Origin of the sequence: Actinomadura sp. 3N407, from assembly GCF_052245875.1 — a bacterium.
GTDB lineage: Bacteria > Actinomycetota > Actinomycetes > Streptosporangiales > Streptosporangiaceae > Spirillospora.
Genome location: NZ_JBQQBP010000012.1, coordinates 114,712 through 129,880, shown reverse-complemented (window position 1 = coordinate 129,880; position 15,169 = coordinate 114,712). Strand labels below are relative to the sequence as shown.

The window sequence follows — 15,169 nt, the reverse complement described above, 5'->3', positions numbered from 1 at the left end:
CGCTAGGTCGCCGCGCGGTCAAGTGGAGCGGTAACCGCGCCACAGGACACAAAGGCGGCCCCGGCCGGCGGGCAAACGCCGTGATTCCGGGGCCTGACCGGAACTGGAGATCCGGCTATGGAGAACGTACTCGGCTCACCGCCCCCCGGCATGGTCAGTGCCGAAGATATGGCGAAACTGGACGAGCTACGCACCGCCTTCCCCGCCTGGACCATCGGCTGGTCGGCGGGCCGCAACCCCTGGTACGCCAGGCGCAAGCGGGGCCCGGGCTGGCGTGGCGGCGCATGGGCGCTGGAGGCCGAGTCCCAAGAAATGATGCGCGACCTGCTGGGCGGGGTGGAGGCAGTCAACACCACTCACGCGGCGGCGTCGGTCGCGGCCGCGGCGCGGAGGCGGCTGGGCGCGCTCGCAGAGCGCCTCCGCGGGCACGGTCTGATCGTCGACCTCACCACCGACCTGGACGTCGACGACGACCGCGAACTGGACGGCGGCACGGCCAGGGTTGCGCTGACGGTGGCGGTGGCCGCTGGCGCGCCCGTCGACGTCATCACCTGCCAGGCCCGCGAATCCGACGAGGGCCGCCTGTGGTTCTACAACGGCGCTGGCGAGCCGATCGAGCAGGCCTCCCACGTCGTCGACGCGACGCTGGTCATTACGGCAGCGGTGACCGCCGATGCCGAGGTGTCCCGGTGAGCCCCGGCGCCCCGAGCGACATCGGCGTGCCCGCCGGGATCGAGGAAGCCGAGAAGGTGAACGTCGACGACCTGCTGCGCAGGCTGAGCGTCGAGTTCCCTGACTGGCGCATCACCAGCGTCGGCGGCCGCTGGTTCGCCGTTCTCGGCACCCTTGTCAGCGAGAACCTCAGCAGGCGCACGCTCGTCAAGGCCGATAACCCAGCCGAACTGTTCCTGCGGCTGGACGGGCGTCGTCGGCCACAAGCGTCCGAGATGAAGTTGGCCCCTGCCGCTGCCGAGGGTCAGCGGGGAGCGTCCACCCGGCAGTCGGCGCGGTCAGGGCTGGCTGGTGCGGGCGACGCGAAAGGCCACGGCTGTGTTGAGAACGGAGACCGGTAGCGGCACGACGATCTGCGTGAGAAGTGCCGTCATAGGACCAGCAATCGTGGCGGGCCCGCTGGCGGTCCGCCGTGGGCCCCCGTCATGGACCGGACCCGGACTGGGGCTGTTGCCATAGACCCCAGCCGTAGTCCGGGCTTCCCAGGGTGCCTCCGTCGGGGAGGGAGATCAGGACCCAGTTGGCGCGGGCCCCGCAATCGACACATTCCAGTGCGCTGGGGAGGCCGCTGTAGATGCCGCCAGGGTCGATGCTCCCCTTGACGCGCACGGTGCGCTGGCCGCAGTGCCAGTACGGCTGCGGGTTCTTGGAGTGGACCTGCCGCATGATTGCGCTCGCTTTCCGAGTCCGCTCTTCTGTCTTGTGCGACGGTGGAGCAGCAGCCGTTGCTGCTGGTGCCGCTGTGATTCGCCCCGGCCAGGGCGCTCATGTGTTCACCTTCAGTGGGGTTGGGACGCTCACCCATCCCCCCTTTAGACTGTATACCGGTCAAGCGTCCGTGAGCAAGGCTTCGAGTGAATTCGAATGCGACTACAGAGGGTCCCGTCGAGCGTGGAGAGCCTTGGCGGACCCGAAAGGGACATGATCGGCCCCTGCAAGGACATGCGCCTCCGTCGGTAGATGCGCACGGCACCAACGCCGTCTGCCCTCAAAACGATGTCACCTGCAGCAGCGCCAGCGCACCTCTCTTGGGCGAACCCGGCTCGTAAAGCTAAGGACGCTCAGGCATGCGGCTACCGTTCGGCAGGGCAACCGGCCTCTCCCCTCGCAAATCGTCGCTGGCGGCGGCGCCTCTCGATGAGTCGGAGGAGAAGCCGCCCGCTGATCCGCCGCCTTCCAAGCACATCGCACGAGCTGAGCTGACGCTGGCGGTTGACGACTCCCGCCCCCTGCGGGATCTACCGCCCAAGCCCGATCCAGCTCAGGCCCTGGCCGCGGCGGTATACGACGTTCGACAAGATCTCGGAGAACGCGTCGACGTGTGTCTGGATCTGCTGCCCGCCACCTCAGCGCATCTCGCTCATCGGCGCAGGCAACTGCAGGAAGCCGCCCACCGAGCCAAGAAGGGCGGTGACAGCGGTGACGGTCTACTGGGAATACTGGCCGGCGAACTGAAGGAGCTGTTCGCTGAAGTCGCCAGCGAGGTCGGTTCCCGGGGAACGTCTGGCCGTACCGCTCGCCGGCGGCCCACAGGCCCCGCTGGCGGCGCCGGCCTCAACAAGGCTGAGGCCACCGCCGCGCTTGGGAAATTCGCCACCCCGAGCCCAACCTTCTACGTCCAGCTCCTCATCCGGGTCGAGTCGGAGATACCGGGACGCGCCGAGGCCCACCTGCACCAGATCTTGGCGGCATTCGACCAGTGGCAAGAACACAACTGGTGGCGTGTCAACGGCAAGAACCTGGGCGCGTTCCACGTCGGCTCGGATTTCCGGCTCTTCCGCCGCAGGTTCGACCGGCGCTTCACCAAAGGTGAGTTCGCCCCCAGAAACAAGGCCCTGGTCACCGCGGGGGAACTCGCCGGGCTACTCAAACCACCCACGGCATCATGCGACCTGCGCAACGTCGCCCGGTCGGGTGGAACGGTGCCAGCGCCACCCCGTGAGCTCCCCACCTATCAGGGCCAGCCGAACCTCCTGCCGTTGGGATACGTCGCCGGCAGCGACGGCACAGACCGTCTCACCGGCGTCCCCTTGGGCGACTCCTTGTTCGGCCTGTTCCTAGGCAAGTCCGGATACGGCAAGACCGAACTCGGGCTGGTGCAGGCCATCGCCTTGGCGCACGCCGGCCACGGGGTCTGGTTCCTGGATCCGCACGGCGACGGCCGTCTGCGAGCCCGCCCATACCTCGCGCACCCCCATGTCATGGATCGGCTGTGGGAGATCGACTTGACCACCCGGGACCCGGAGGAGATGACCGCGGGCTGGAACCCGCTCAGCATGGAGGGCCGCTCCTCCGAAGACGTCCAGGACATCGTCGGCGACATCGTCAATGCGTTCGCCTCCGCCCACTCCTGGGGCGACAGCGCCAGCCGGGCCCAGACCATCCTCACCAAGGCCTGCGAGACCCTCGCCGAACTGTCCCTCTTCCTCGTCCAGCAGGGCCGCCCCGACCTGCAGCCCACGATCTTCCAGATCCGCACACTGCTGACCGAAGAGGACTGGCGCGAAACCATCCTTGCAGCGCTGCCCGATCCGCTGCGCCGCTACTGGCGGACCACGTTCCCCCAGTACCCGCCCGCAGCCATCCCGGTCATCACCAACATCATCGACCGCATCGACGCCTCCACGAGCCTACGTGCCTTCCTTGGCGCCAGCCGCTCCACCTATGACGTCCGCCGCGCCATGGACACCGGCCGCATCGTGTTCGTTTGTCCCGCCGGCACGGGGCCGACCGACCGGCTGATCAGTTGCCTGCTGATCTACAACCTGTTCAGCTCCGGGCTCTCACGCCGAAACATCCCACGTGACCAACGCCGGCCCTACTTCGCGTGGATCGACGAGCTCACCACTGTCGACGGCGCCAGCAAGGGACACCTCGCCGCGATCACCGAACAACTACGCAAGTACGAAGTCCGGCTGATGGCGATGACGCAGATGGCGCAACGTCTCACCCCCACCACCCGCCAAGCTCTCCTGCAGAACCTGTCGATCCTGTCCACAACCGCCGCCGACGTCGACGAGGCCACACTGGTGACCCGCAGGTGGGCCCGTCTCGTGGAACCCGAAACCGTCACTCGGTTGCCCCGCTACCACTACGTCATGTCGGTCACCCTGGCCGGGCAGCCGACCACGCCGTTCCGCGTCCGCGGCGCGGCGGTCGAAGAAATCCACGCCGAACTGCACAGCCCCGAGAACGTCGCACTCATGGACGACGCAGTCACCGCGAATCTCGCCCGGCAACCAGTCCGCGACATCCTCGAGCACCTCGCAGTCCTCGACGAGGACATCTGCGATTTCCTCCTGGACGGCATCACCTCCCGGCCGCCCCCGCCGCGCAACCACCAGCAGCGGCCCACCAACAAGCCACCGCGACCAAGACGGGCGATCGGAGCGACCACCGAAATCCCGCACCCAGTCGGCGCCGACGACCCACCCGGCCAGGAACCTGACAACGTCCGCGAACTCCGCCCCCGCACCGACGACGCCTCCCGCCTCGACTGGTCATGAGGAGAGGCACATGACCGAACTCCTTCCGCCCTCACCGACGACGCCAACGGCGCCCTTGTCCACCCTGCAGCGGACGGCGCTGACTTGCCTCTATCAGCACCGGCTGTTGTCCACTGGTCAACTCAAACGGCTGCTGCTGGCCCACACCGCACCCCACGACACCTCATACCTGCGGCGGCAGCTACGAGGATTGCGCGGTCGTGGACTCGCCGACTCCGTCCCTGCCCCCACGACCGCGCACCAAGCCCTGTGGTTCGCAACCGCCGATGGTGCCGTCCAGGTGGAGCTCGCCGGCGAGGTCCCCACCCGCGCCTACCGCATGACTGCGGAAACCGCAGGAGGTCCGCTGCAGCAGCACACCCTCGCGGTCAACGAGGTGGGGACCTTGTTCGTCGAAACGGCCCGCGCAATGGGACACGAGTGCTCACCGCTGGACTGGACCCCCGAAGTCGCGCACCGCATGCGCGACGGTGCCGGCAAACGCGCCGACTACGAGTACCTGATCAGCGATGCGGTCCTGCACTACATCGTGGTCGAGCCCCACAGCCGGATCCAGACCCGCATGTTCGTGGAACTGGATCGCTGCACGATGACTGTGACCCGGCTGGCCTCCAAGGTCTCCACGTACGCGCGCTACCACGCATACGTTCCCGGGCCAGCGGTGCCTGGCCGGCCCCCTGCCGGGACGCTGCCAGCTTGGCGGTATCGCTACCCGCGGTTCCCCACCCTGCTGGTGATCCTGACCGGGCTCCGGACCGCGGCCCTGGAGGCCCGGATCGCTGATCTGCGGGCCCTCTGCGCCGAGGACCCGCTGCTGCGCCGCGTCAGCGATGAGATCACCGCTGGGGCCACCACTCTCGACCAACTCCGCGAACGGGGCCCGTTCGCCGACATCTTCACTCCGATCCTCGGGCGTGACCCCACACCAGTGGATCTGTCCATGCGGTCCGCACGCGGCCACCGGGGGCCCCGGTGACGCCCTCGTCCGTCCCCCTGCGGATGCGCCCGGATCCACCGGAGACGATGCGGCCCGGCACCAGTTTGACCGTGCCGACAACACGACCCCCGCGTCATTCATCTGCACTCGCGGGATAGCGATTCGGAGATCAGGCCATGGAACCACAAGTGCACGCCAAAAGAACCGCTTTGGACCCCGCTGCCGTGATCAGCGACATCGAAGACCTCATCGCGGTTCTCCCATCCGATTGCGCGCCGATCGCAGTGCACAAGTACCTGCACCGCCTCTTGGAGAGCATGCAATCCCGCACCGGGTTCCCGGCCAACCCCATCCGCACGGCCGGCCTCTTGGCAAGCGACGCTTACCTCCTCGCCGCCGCCTTCTCGGGCTGGGACGGCGACATCGCCGAACTGCTCAGCGCCTTGGGCCGCACGACCGAAGCCCTGGCCGAGAGCATCGGCGCAGCAGCCGACATCGCCATCCACCACGCCAGCGACCCGTCCGCGCCGCAGGCATGGGAAGACCTCGCTGATCAGGCAGCCGCCGCTTACGACGCGATGATCAGTGCGACGGCGCTCCTCACAAGCCAGCAGCCGTGCATCAAGGTCGGGGTCGTGGCCAGTTAGCTAGCCCGCTCGCCAGCCGGAAATCTACGCGGTCACCACACCCAGCCCCGCAGCGGGTCATTGGGCCCGATCGAGGCCGGTCACCTCGACAACTCGTCATCTGCGCGCTCCCGCTCCACCACTATCGCGACGCCCTCATTCATTACCCCACTGGCCCGTTGGCTCCGCCGAGTGTCAGCAGTCTCGTTATTGAGCCGATCTCTGATCACGAAATCGAGCCGGTCACCAGGTGCGGGAGGCGGTGAGCTTCCCGCATCGTCCATCCGATTTGTGACGGAGGGCATGGTTCGATCGGCGTTGAACGCTCCTTGGGCCCTTCACGGTCCAGCCTTGGCCGGGGACCCGCTGGGCTCTCGGGACTTGAGGACGTCCTCCAGGAAAACATCCAGCGGCGGTGGTTCGGGGCCAGCCCACCTTCGGTGGACGAGCACGAGGAGCCGGTGCCGTACCGTCCAAAGATGTCGTAGGAGGTGCGCTTCCTCCTGGAGGAGCAGTTCCACCTCGTCAGCGACACGTTCGGGGACGGGCCGGTCTGCTGGCGGTGTCGGCCAGAGTGGGACTCCGGTGCTGTGTTCGAGAAGCGCGAGAGTCCGGAGATCGGGCCACTTGGCGCCGTTCAGTAGGTTGGCGATCGTCTGCCGGTTGACGCCGGACTCCTTGCCGAGCCGTTTCAGGCTGTATCGATTCTCGGTCCTCCACAAGCCCAGCCGTCGGGCCACCTGTTGAGCGACCGCAGCAGGATGATCTGCGCTCGCCGTCCCCTCCGGCCAGTCCCCGGTCACCAGGTCTCGGGGAGGCGTTGCGCGCGACGTTCCGGGTGCCATGAGGTCAGATCTCCAAGCGGCTGGCTCAGTCTGGCCGGGGCATCTGGTGGACGCTTTGAACGACCATGAAGACTCCGCTGTAGTGCGGGGAGCCGTTGACCAGGATGTTGCCGCGCCCGTCCAGTTCCAGCCGGAGTCCGTCGATGGTGGCCAGGACCTCGCTGCCGTCGGGGCGGCGTTCGATGACGCCGTCGATCGTCTGCGGCAGGTCGGTGCCCTGCCCGGTCACATTGCCGGTTTCGGTGTCGGTGAGCCAGGTCTCCTCCAGCGGTTGGAGGAACTCTTCAGTGATCTTCCCCGCGTCGACCCAGATCCTGCGGACGTAGCGGTTCGTGAAGGTCTCAGCCACTGGTCAGGCGACCTTCCGCGTCGTCTTGCGGCCGGGCTGGGCGGCTTGGTCGGTCTTGGTGCCGGTCGCGCGGCCGGGGCGCTGCTGGGAGCGGTAGCTGGGGCCGTCCATGAAGACGTGGTGGCTGGTGTTGACCAGGCGGTCTAGGAACGCTTCAGCGAGTGCTTTGTCGGTGAAGAGCTTGTACCACTCCTTGGGCGGCCGTCCGGAGGTGACGATCATCGACTTGCCGGGGCGGGCGGTGATCAGCTCGTAGAGGTCCTGGGTTTCGGTGGCGGTGAACTCGCGGACGGCGAAGGCGTCCAGGACGAGGACAGCGGGCCGGGCCAGGGCGTTGAGGCGTCGTTCCCACAGGCCCTTGGCGCGTCCGTTTTCCAGGTGCCGCAGCGCGTTGTTGGTGTGGGTGAAGCGGACGTCCTGGCCGAGGCGGATCGCCAGCTGGCCGAGGCCTTGGGCGACGCGGGACTTGCCGGTTCCGGTGGGACCGTGCAGCACGATCGATTCTCCGGCAGCCTGCCAGCGCATGGCGGTCAGATCGCGGAGCTTTCCGGCGATCTTGCGGCGCTCGGATGAGTAGCCGTAGTCGAAGTCCTCCAGGGTGACCTGTTCCTCGAACTTGGCGGCGCGGGTGCGGCGGGCGATCGCCGCGGTGTCGCGATGCTCGCGCTCGTCGTCGGCCAGTGACTGCACCAGGTCCCGGAACCCCAGCTCCCCGGCGTTGGCCTGGGCCAGCCGGGCTTGCAGGGTGGTGGCCATGCCCGGCAGCTTCATCTCCCGCAGTTGCAGTTCCAGCGGGTCATTGTCGATCTTGGCGGCCATCGGCCGTATCCTCTCGTTCGTATCTCGATCGACCCCTGCGCTCAACAGTCCCTTGCCGCGCAGGGGTCGGCTGCTTCGCGGCCTGCTCACTCGGCCTGTGGCCCTGGCCTCCTGGTTCAGGAAGCCCTCGTCCGCGGCTGCAACGCGATCACGTTGCCGGCCCTGTCGGTCTCGGCGCTGGTCTCTCCGGGCGAATCTGCGGCCAGGTCTTCGAACAGTGCGTCCGGCCCGCGCAGGTAGGCGGGCGCGTCGCCGGCGTCACGGTCGTCGCCGGCGGAGGGCACCGTCTGGTCGGTGGCCGCAAGAATCCCCTTGATCGTCCGATACGACGGGTCGCCGGAGGCGAGGGCCCGGCCGCAGGCCGATTCCAGCGCGCCTGGCCGGTGCTTGTCGGCCAAACCCAGGACGCCCTGGGCGGCGCGCAGCCGGTGCAAGGTGTACTCGCCGCCGAGGAGTTCCTCGATCACGGCTGCGGCGGCGGGGCCGACCTCCGCGGCCCGCTTGCGGCACCAGGCCGGGGTCCGCATGAAGAACGCGATCTTCTCCGGCGGGTAGTCCTCGAAGTCGGTCTGCTTGCCTCGGGGTTTGCGGACGTGCGTCTTGATCAGCTCACCACCGGAGTAGATCTCCACCAGGTCCTGGGTGGATCGGGCGTCGACGGTCTCGCCCATGTGCTTCCACGGGACGCTGTAGATCGTCTTGCCGACCTTGACGTGGATGTCCGGGCCGACCTTCCCGCGACTCCACGTCGCCAGCTCGAACGGCTGCCCCGGCAACGGCTTGAGCCGGTGCTGCTCGACCGCCTCGAACACCGCCAGCGGGGCCGCGCCATCCAGCGGGCGACACTCACGCCGCCCTGCTACTTCCAGGCACCATCGCATCGCCTCGGCCCGCATTTGCTCCAGGCTGGTGAAGGTGTCGCCGCGGCCGCGCCAGAACGAATCTCGGATGTAGGGCATCGGCCGCTCGACCTGCGGCTTATCCTTCGGCTTGCCTGAGCGCGCCGGGTCGATCAGCACCCGGTAGTGCGCCCCCAACTCCCCGTACGCCTTGTTGATCTTCGGGTCATACAGATCGGGCTTGTCCACCCCGGTCTTGAGGTTGTCGGGCACGATCCGCGCTGGGCAGCCGCCGAAGAACTCGAACGCTTCTAGATGCGCGGCCGTCCACGCCTGCTGGTCCATCGTGATGACCGGCCGGACGAACAGGTGCCTGGAGGCGCACAACACCATCGCGAACGCCCACACCGTGCACCTCGCCCCGGTCTCCGGGTCGGTCCAGCGGCCCAGCTTGCCGTAGTCGACCTGGGCCTCGGCACCCGGCTTGGCAGGCTCGGGCCGCAATACCGCGACCTGCTCGCGCCGCGCCTCCTCCTCGGGCAGATTCGCCGCCACCCACCGGCGTAGCGACGACGCACTGCACGCCAGCCCGTGCTCATCACGCAACCGTTGATGGATCGTCGCCATCGTCACGCCCTGCCGGCGCTGGTCGACGATGTAGGCGCGGTGCCGCTCGATGACCGGGGCCGTCGCCTGCCGCAACCGGGTGTCGGTCAGCTCCGGAAACCACACCCGGATCCGCTCGGCCCACTCCGTCCCCGACAGCGGTGTCCCACCCCGCTCGATGCCCGCCCGCTCAGCCGGCGCCACGTACTTGGCGACCGTGTTGCGCGACACCCCCAGACTCGCCGAAATCTCCCGCGACGACCGACCCGCCTGCCAATGCGTCAAGATCTCCGCGATGTCGACCATGTCGAACGATCTCCTCGCCACCAGCTCCCCCCGCTGCCCCTTGAGGACCACAAAGAGGATCTTGGGCCAGGGGTGACACAGTCCACCCGACACGCCACGCAGAGTGATCCGGCTCAGTTACGTGACAGCCGCACCAACAGCCGGCTCAATTCCCTGCTCACCAGTCCCTGAACTGGCTCAATAACGCGACCGTCGACAGCCGAGGATGGATGTCACTTTTGGCCGCTGCTGCCGCACCTCTGTTGAACAACGGGGGCAAAACCGCCCCACCTCGAATTGTGGAGGTCCTCCGCCGGTGTCGATCATCAGCATCGCTCCAGATGGGGCGCCCGAAGGCGACCTCGATACGCCCCTTCACCTTGTTCGAAGCATGGCGACGTCCAAGATCCGGCGGCGACGTTTCGAGACGCTCCCCTTGCGGGGGCCCGGCGCCGCCTTCACTTCCCCGCAGGGGCGGGCCCCCAGCGACACCACCACACCAGCAGAGCTGTCCGACCTGATCTCCTCCATTTCAGAAATCGGCGTACTTCAACCAATCCTCGTCGAGGAGACCACCGATGACGAAGGCCCGGCCCAGCGTCTACTCGTGGCCGGCGAGCGGCGTCTGAGGGCGTGTCGCTGGGGCGCCGTGCACCTTCCCGATAACCCTCATTTCAACGAGATTCCCGCGATCATCTGCCCGGGACCGCTCAGCGACGAAGAGCGCCGAATCTGGCAGCTGATCGAGAACCTCGCCCGTGAGCCGTTGCGGCCCGGCGAACAGGCTGCGGCGCTGCTCCTTCAACGTTGCGCCATCCTCACAGGCAAGCTGCTTGGTGCCGGCAAACCCGTTCCTGCAGAGGTCTACGACCTGGCCGACCCAGCGGAGCGGTTCGCCGCTCTGGAACACATCCGCGCCGGCGACAATGCTGCCGCCGCCCCCTGGTCAGAGGTTCTGTCCCGGCTCGGCCTGCAACTCACCCCCCGAAAGGCACGGGAACTGGTCCGAGCGTTCAGCGCCATGCCTCGCGGCCTGTCGGAGGAGATGGACGAGCAGAAGATCGCACTCCACACCCGGATCCGTTTCGCGAGACTTCTGCAAGGCCGCCAAGCCGCCGCCGAGCAAATCTGGGAGGCAGTCAAGGCCCGTCAGCGCCCTGACCTTCTCCCTGGCGCGCTCCATGTGGCCGATGAGGCTCCCAAAATGGAGGCCGATCACGTCCTGGACGAGGCCGCAGGGCGCCAGGCGGTGGCGAACCAGTCCCGGGCTGAGAAGCTGTCCACCCGATCCTCACCCCTCCACGAGAACCTCCCGGCCGAGGACGATCGGCAGCCGAACCAAGACGAAGACACGGACGGGACCGCGCCCGGCGGAACGGTCCGTGGCGGGCGCCAGGCCGAACCCCTCAGCGATCTCACCACCGTCCCGCAGGCTCCGACGCCGGACGGAGCCGTGGCCGCCGACGCCGCGGCCGCCCTTCATGCCCTCCGCGCACTCGCCGCGCAACTGCGCGGCGGCTCCCAGCTGACCCGATACGACGCCGGCTCGCTGCAGCTCGTCCTCCAGGAGCTGGATGACTTGATCAAGAACGGACCCACTGGATGACTATCATCCCGCTGCCGCTCGCGACGCCGCCACTGCCGGGTCGAGGGTGCGCCTGCACCGAGTGCGCCTTCTGGGCCGGCACCGACGGCACAGGCGGCCCCGCCACCCTCGAGCCCCTGTGCTCGGGCACCAACGCCGACTGCTCCTACTGTGGCTGCGCTCATTCGGAGGCGGCGGCCCCAACGGACGCCTGCATCAGTTGCCCGATCCGCTGCCCCAGCCGCATCGACATAGCCTCGTGGATGGCCGATGTCGGCGGCACCCTCGGCTTCGACGACATCGCCATTGATGGCGTCCTGCCGCGCGATCTTCCCCCGTTCATTCCGCAGACCGACGGGTCGGCCGTGACTTCCCTCGACGAGCATCTGGCCTGGCCGGCTTACGCTGTCGGCCTGCGCCGGGTCTTCTCCCCCACCAGCCACACCCTGTTTCCGCGGTTCGAAGACGCCGGCGCTCATGGCGCCCTCGCGCTCAGCCCCAGCCAGCGCGCAGTCCTGGTGGGATACGGCGAAGACCCCCTCGTCGAGGGGTTCTGGTCTCGACGCACACGCGACCGGCTGGTCGAGCGGGTCGCCGCACAAGGATGGGACCTCGTACTGGCCTGCAACTTCTCGATCTACGGGAACTGGCCACGAGTCGAGCACCTGCTGAACATGCGCCGCTCTCTCCTACTTGCGCAGGAGTTCAGTGAGGCCGGCGTACCGGCAGCCCCCAACCTCTACTGGTATCGCCTCGAGGATCTGCGGCGCTGGGCCGAATGGGCCGCGGACGCCCCACCCGCCGCGGTCGCCATCAACGCCCAGACCGTGCGCGAAAACGCCAACTGGGACTCCTGGCTGCTGCCCGGTCTGTACTGGCTCGCCGAGAACCTGCCCGCCGACCTTCCCATCATCATCACCGGGCTGTCCCGGGCCGACCGCATCACTACCACCGTGGAGTTGTTCGGTTCCCGTCTCACCGTCATCAGCCAGAACGCTCACCAGTACGCGCTTCACGGTGCGGTGATGGGGCCCAACGGACGTGAGGACCGGCATGCCCGCATCCCCGACGCCTTCCGCGCCACCGTCCAGTACATGGCTTCTCTGCTCCCTGCCCGGAGGCCGCAATGAGTAACCCCTTGCGACTGTTCCTCATGCTGGTCTGGCATCCCGCATTCGGAGCGGCTGTCGACCCAGTGGGGGTTCTCGGCGTGGATGAGCGCCCAGTGGCGGTGCCCAAGACCTACACCGCCTGGACCCCCATGACCTACGACCGTGCCGCGCCCTGGCGCCGCAGGCTCGCTACTCCGCCGACGCCATCACAGATCGAGTTGTGGCTGGAAGAAGACAACGCGCTCGCCCTCGAGGAGATAGAGGCTCCAAACGGGGGCCGGCTGCCCGACGCCGCGGATGCCGCGCTCGACACCGTCCTGGCCACCGTCGTTCCGTTGCTGGGGCGTTGATGGGTTTCAACTCTAAGACCACACATCAGGCTTACACAGTTGCGCCAGCCCAGGCGGAGGAGGACTCCTCCCCGGCGGTCAAGCCGCTCGTTGGAAAGGCCGCTGAGGCTGTCGCGGAGGAGATGTGGGTCCCGGGCACAGGACCCGATCTCTACGACGCGATCCACACCGCCGATCAGGCATACCTCGTCGGCGCGAACACACAAGATCCCGTCGAAGATTTTGATCATTTCGCGAGTCTCGTTACCGACGCCAGAGACTATCTGGACGCCGCAGAACAAGCAGGCGTCGACCCGGCAAAGTTGGAGAAGCTACAAAAGTCCCTAAATTTGATCTCTCAAGACTACTTGAAGAAACTCTCACCTGAAGAGCTGCAGCAACTCGCTGGTTCACATGGGTTCGAACATCCGGCTCTCGTCGGCCTGTCCGGTTCGGATGCCCACCCATTGGCGCACTACCTCGACCCGGCATACGATGCGGACTCGCCGTCGAAAGCCAAGATCCAAGCGGCCGCAAACGAACGCTACGCCAAGCTGTGCGCCGGTGAGACTGTAGGCGGGATGACGCTCGCCGACCTACAGACGATCGAAGGTGCCTCCCCAGCCAACGGCACCGTCCCCATGACACCGGACGAGTTCAACCAAGCTGCGGAACGTGCAGCGGATGCCGCTGTAGCCGTTAGCCAGGCGCATGTCATGGGGAACGCCGACAAGGGCGAGAAGCTCGCCGAATTCATCCAGGCGCACAATGAGCTGGCGGCGGCATATTGCACGGTTGACACCGAGGGATATGAAGCCTTCAAAAAGGGCGCGAGCCTCGGGTTTGGCGGCATGATTTCCGCGGCGGACATCACAGCTACCGATCTCGGGCCATCGATCCAGGCAGGTATTCAAAACGGCCACATCACCGCTGACCAGGCGCAGGTGATGACGCCTGGAGAGACGCTGGCCCTGCTGCAGCAGATGACTCCCGGCAGCGAACGTCAGGCCATCGCCAGCACCGCGGCGCAGCGTCTCGCGGACCTGGCGCACTTTCAGGGTGCGCACGCAGCGGTCGGTTCTGTGTACGATCCCGGCACCGGCAAGGTCGGGCTCCCCGCCCTCGACGGCCCGAATAAGGAACACGCAATGGCGGCCGCCGGCAACTTCGCCGCTGAAGCCGCAGCACTGGCTGCAGCGCAATCCAACGTCGCCGGGTGGGCCTCGGGCACACCGGCAGCCGGCGACCAGCCACCCACGATCGCGCCTGGAGAGCTGACCAAGGGCTTCAATGCCTGGGCCAAACAACAGAAGATCGGCGATCTTCGTGCCCTCGCCGAAAAGGCCGGCCTGCAGGACGCTGACCAGGCGAGCCGCGCGCAGGCGAACAGTTACATTGCCGGCGCATGGGACCCTGACCGCGACAGGACTCAGATCCAGGAGAAGGTCACCGGCAAAAAGCTGCAGAGCATGGCTGTGGCAGCGTCGGCTCCACCAGATGCCACCACCCTGGACAGCGCCGCCGCCGCGGGTAGCGCCCCTGCGGCCGCCGGCGCGAACGGATCCGCGCCCGCTCCCGGTGCCGGTCCCGCGAAGCCCAACGCCAATGCGAACCCGACGATCGGCACCGACACCTTGGCCGCGATCGCCACGATGAAAGCCGATACCGGGTTCGCAGCTAAGCACAACGATCTTCTCGCCGCGCTGCGCAATGTCCAGGCGACCGCATCGGACGTGCCCCAACGGCTCGATCCCGCCGCGGTGGCATCGTGGGACTTCGGACCGGGCAAGGCTGCTTCTCTCGGCGGTCAGCACACCAAATCAGTGCACGTCGGGCCTGACGGCGGCGACTGGATGTTCAAACCCGACAAACACAACGGAGGCGCGCGTGGCCACGCGGAGGCGGCTGCATCCGACGTCTTCCACGCGGGCGGCATGGCCGCTGTCCCCGTGTACAGCGCCAAGATCGGCCATCACAAAGGGGCCGTGCAGCCCCTCGTCAAGGGCGCGAAGACGCTGTCCAGCTCACCAAAGTCCTGGAGTCAAGCGGAGGTCGACGAGATGGTCCGGTTCCACGTCGCCTCCTGGCTGGTCGGTAACCACGACGGGCACGCCGGGAACGTGCTCTCGACGCAGTCCAAGGGCGTACTCCAGATCGACAATGGGGCGGCGTTCAAACACTATGGTGCCGACAAGCTATCCCTGGACTTTGATCCGCATGGGTGCGGGCCCGTCTACCAGCAAGCCTACAAAGCACACCAGAGCGGCAAACTCGCCCCCGGGGTGAAGGTCAACCCGGCGGTGGCCCATCCCGTGATCAAGGCGTACGAGCAGATGCCCGACTCCCAGTGGCGGGCGATGCTCCACACCACTGCCCACGAAGGGGCCCGGAACAACGTCGCCTGGGTTCAGCGGATGCGGGACCGCGCCGCCACCCGGCACGGCATCAGCGCCAGCAAGGTCAGCGACCAGCAGGTTGCGGAGGAGTTTCTCCAGCACGCCTGCGAGCGCAAGGCCAGCCTCCGCAAGGACTTCGCGGCCTTCTTCACCAACCAGCTGAACCTGCCCACGGGTGCTCTGCTGAGACACGGGGGCTGATC

The 15,169-nt window shown here is 67.3% G+C and carries 13 protein-coding genes and 1 pseudogene; 9 read left to right on the top strand and 5 right to left on the bottom strand.

The genetic code is table 11. The annotated features are described in order from the left end of the window. Positions 1 to 117: 117 nt before the first annotated feature. Both ACTWPP_RS28100 and ACTWPP_RS28095 read left to right on the top strand, forming a co-directional pair. Positions 118 to 693, top strand: coding sequence for a hypothetical protein (locus ACTWPP_RS28100; protein WP_443107390.1), 576 nt, complete (start codon positions 118 to 120; stop codon positions 691 to 693). After that, positions 690 to 1,073 carry a hypothetical protein gene (locus ACTWPP_RS28095; protein ID WP_443107389.1) on the top strand — a complete coding sequence of 128 codons (384 nt, stop codon included), beginning with the start codon at positions 690 to 692 and terminating at the stop codon, positions 1,071 to 1,073. The genes ACTWPP_RS28100 and ACTWPP_RS28095 overlap by 4 nt, the downstream gene beginning before the upstream one ends. Before the next feature lie 82 nt (positions 1,074 to 1,155). On the opposite strand, the gene ACTWPP_RS28090 is transcribed toward ACTWPP_RS28095, so the two are convergent. Beyond that, positions 1,156 to 1,398 carry a hypothetical protein gene (locus ACTWPP_RS28090; protein WP_443107388.1) on the bottom strand — a complete coding sequence of 81 codons (243 nt, stop codon included), beginning with the start codon at positions 1,396 to 1,398 and terminating at the stop codon, positions 1,156 to 1,158. A 401-nt stretch (positions 1,399 to 1,799) separates the two neighbouring features. Between ACTWPP_RS28090 and ACTWPP_RS28085 the strand changes: the two genes are divergently transcribed. From ACTWPP_RS28085 to ACTWPP_RS28075, 3 genes are all read left to right on the top strand, one after another. Continuing rightward, on the top strand, positions 1,800 to 4,238 hold the full coding sequence (locus ACTWPP_RS28085) for a hypothetical protein (RefSeq protein WP_443107387.1): 2,439 nt from the start codon (positions 1,800 to 1,802) through the stop codon (positions 4,236 to 4,238). A 10-nt stretch (positions 4,239 to 4,248) separates the two neighbouring features. Continuing rightward, complete coding sequence (locus tag ACTWPP_RS28080; RefSeq protein ID WP_443107386.1) at positions 4,249 to 5,214, top strand: replication-relaxation family protein; 966 nt, start codon at positions 4,249 to 4,251, stop codon at positions 5,212 to 5,214. A gap of 185 nt (positions 5,215 to 5,399) precedes the next feature. Further along, a complete protein-coding gene (locus tag ACTWPP_RS28075; protein ID WP_443107385.1) occupies positions 5,400 to 5,822 on the top strand; it encodes a hypothetical protein in 423 nt (140 codons plus the stop codon). 317 nt (positions 5,823 to 6,139) lie between these two features. Here ACTWPP_RS28075 and ACTWPP_RS28070 read toward each other — a convergent pair whose 3' ends face one another. The 4 genes and pseudogenes from ACTWPP_RS28070 to istA all read right to left on the bottom strand — a co-directional run. After that, on the bottom strand, positions 6,140 to 6,646 hold the full coding sequence (locus ACTWPP_RS28070) for a helix-turn-helix domain-containing protein (RefSeq protein WP_443107384.1): 507 nt from the start codon (positions 6,644 to 6,646) through the stop codon (positions 6,140 to 6,142). Between the two features lie 25 nt (positions 6,647 to 6,671). Beyond that, the gene (locus ACTWPP_RS28065; protein ID WP_443107383.1) at positions 6,672 to 6,995 is read right to left on the bottom strand and encodes a hypothetical protein; all 324 of its coding nucleotides are present in this window, start codon (positions 6,993 to 6,995) and stop codon (positions 6,672 to 6,674) included. Between the two features lie 3 nt (positions 6,996 to 6,998). Further along, complete coding sequence (locus ACTWPP_RS28060) at positions 6,999 to 7,814, bottom strand: ATP-binding protein (protein ID WP_443107382.1); 816 nt, start codon at positions 7,812 to 7,814, stop codon at positions 6,999 to 7,001. Between the two features lie 206 nt (positions 7,815 to 8,020). Further along, a pseudogene (istA, locus tag ACTWPP_RS28055) lies at positions 8,021 to 9,565 on the bottom strand (IS21 family transposase); the annotation flags it as partial. 295 nt (positions 9,566 to 9,860) lie between these two features. On the opposite strand from istA, the gene ACTWPP_RS28050 reads away from it, so the two are divergent. From ACTWPP_RS28050 to ACTWPP_RS28035, 4 genes are all read left to right on the top strand, one after another. Next, positions 9,861 to 11,150 carry a ParB/RepB/Spo0J family partition protein gene (locus tag ACTWPP_RS28050; RefSeq protein WP_443107381.1) on the top strand — a complete coding sequence of 430 codons (1,290 nt, stop codon included), beginning with the start codon at positions 9,861 to 9,863 and terminating at the stop codon, positions 11,148 to 11,150. A gap of 242 nt (positions 11,151 to 11,392) precedes the next feature. Next, entirely contained in the window at positions 11,393 to 12,259 is an 867-nt protein-coding gene (locus ACTWPP_RS28045) for a DUF4417 domain-containing protein (RefSeq protein WP_443107380.1), read from the top strand. Positions 12,260 to 12,267: 8 nt separating this feature from the next. Next, positions 12,268 to 12,591: a hypothetical protein gene (locus ACTWPP_RS28040; RefSeq protein ID WP_443107379.1), complete on the top strand. Its 324-nt coding sequence runs from the start codon at positions 12,268 to 12,270 to the stop codon at positions 12,589 to 12,591. Continuing rightward, on the top strand, positions 12,591 to 15,167 hold the full coding sequence (locus ACTWPP_RS28035; RefSeq protein ID WP_443107378.1) for a hypothetical protein: 2,577 nt from the start codon (positions 12,591 to 12,593) through the stop codon (positions 15,165 to 15,167). Before ACTWPP_RS28040 ends, ACTWPP_RS28035 begins: the two co-directional genes overlap by 1 nt. Positions 15,168 to 15,169 lie beyond the last annotated feature (2 nt).

Excerpts from the sequence above, each read along its gene's own strand:
- ACTWPP_RS28035 (WP_443107378.1), top strand. The coding sequence starts at position 12,591 with ATGGGTTTCAACTCTAAGACCACACATCAGGCTTACACAGTTGCGCCA.
- ACTWPP_RS28080 (WP_443107386.1), top strand. The coding sequence starts at position 4,249 with ATGACCGAACTCCTTCCGCCCTCACCGACGACGCCAACGGCGCCCTTG.
- ACTWPP_RS28085 (WP_443107387.1), top strand. The coding sequence starts at position 1,800 with ATGCGGCTACCGTTCGGCAGGGCAACCGGCCTCTCCCCTCGCAAATCG.
- ACTWPP_RS28070 (WP_443107384.1), bottom strand. The coding sequence starts at position 6,646 with ATGGCACCCGGAACGTCGCGCGCAACGCCTCCCCGAGACCTGGTGACC.
- ACTWPP_RS28090 (WP_443107388.1), bottom strand. The coding sequence starts at position 1,398 with ATGCGGCAGGTCCACTCCAAGAACCCGCAGCCGTACTGGCACTGCGGC.
- ACTWPP_RS28045 (WP_443107380.1), top strand. The coding sequence starts at position 11,393 with ATGGCCGATGTCGGCGGCACCCTCGGCTTCGACGACATCGCCATTGAT.
- ACTWPP_RS28100 (WP_443107390.1), top strand. The coding sequence starts at position 118 with ATGGAGAACGTACTCGGCTCACCGCCCCCCGGCATGGTCAGTGCCGAA.
- ACTWPP_RS28060 (WP_443107382.1), bottom strand. The coding sequence starts at position 7,814 with ATGGCCGCCAAGATCGACAATGACCCGCTGGAACTGCAACTGCGGGAG.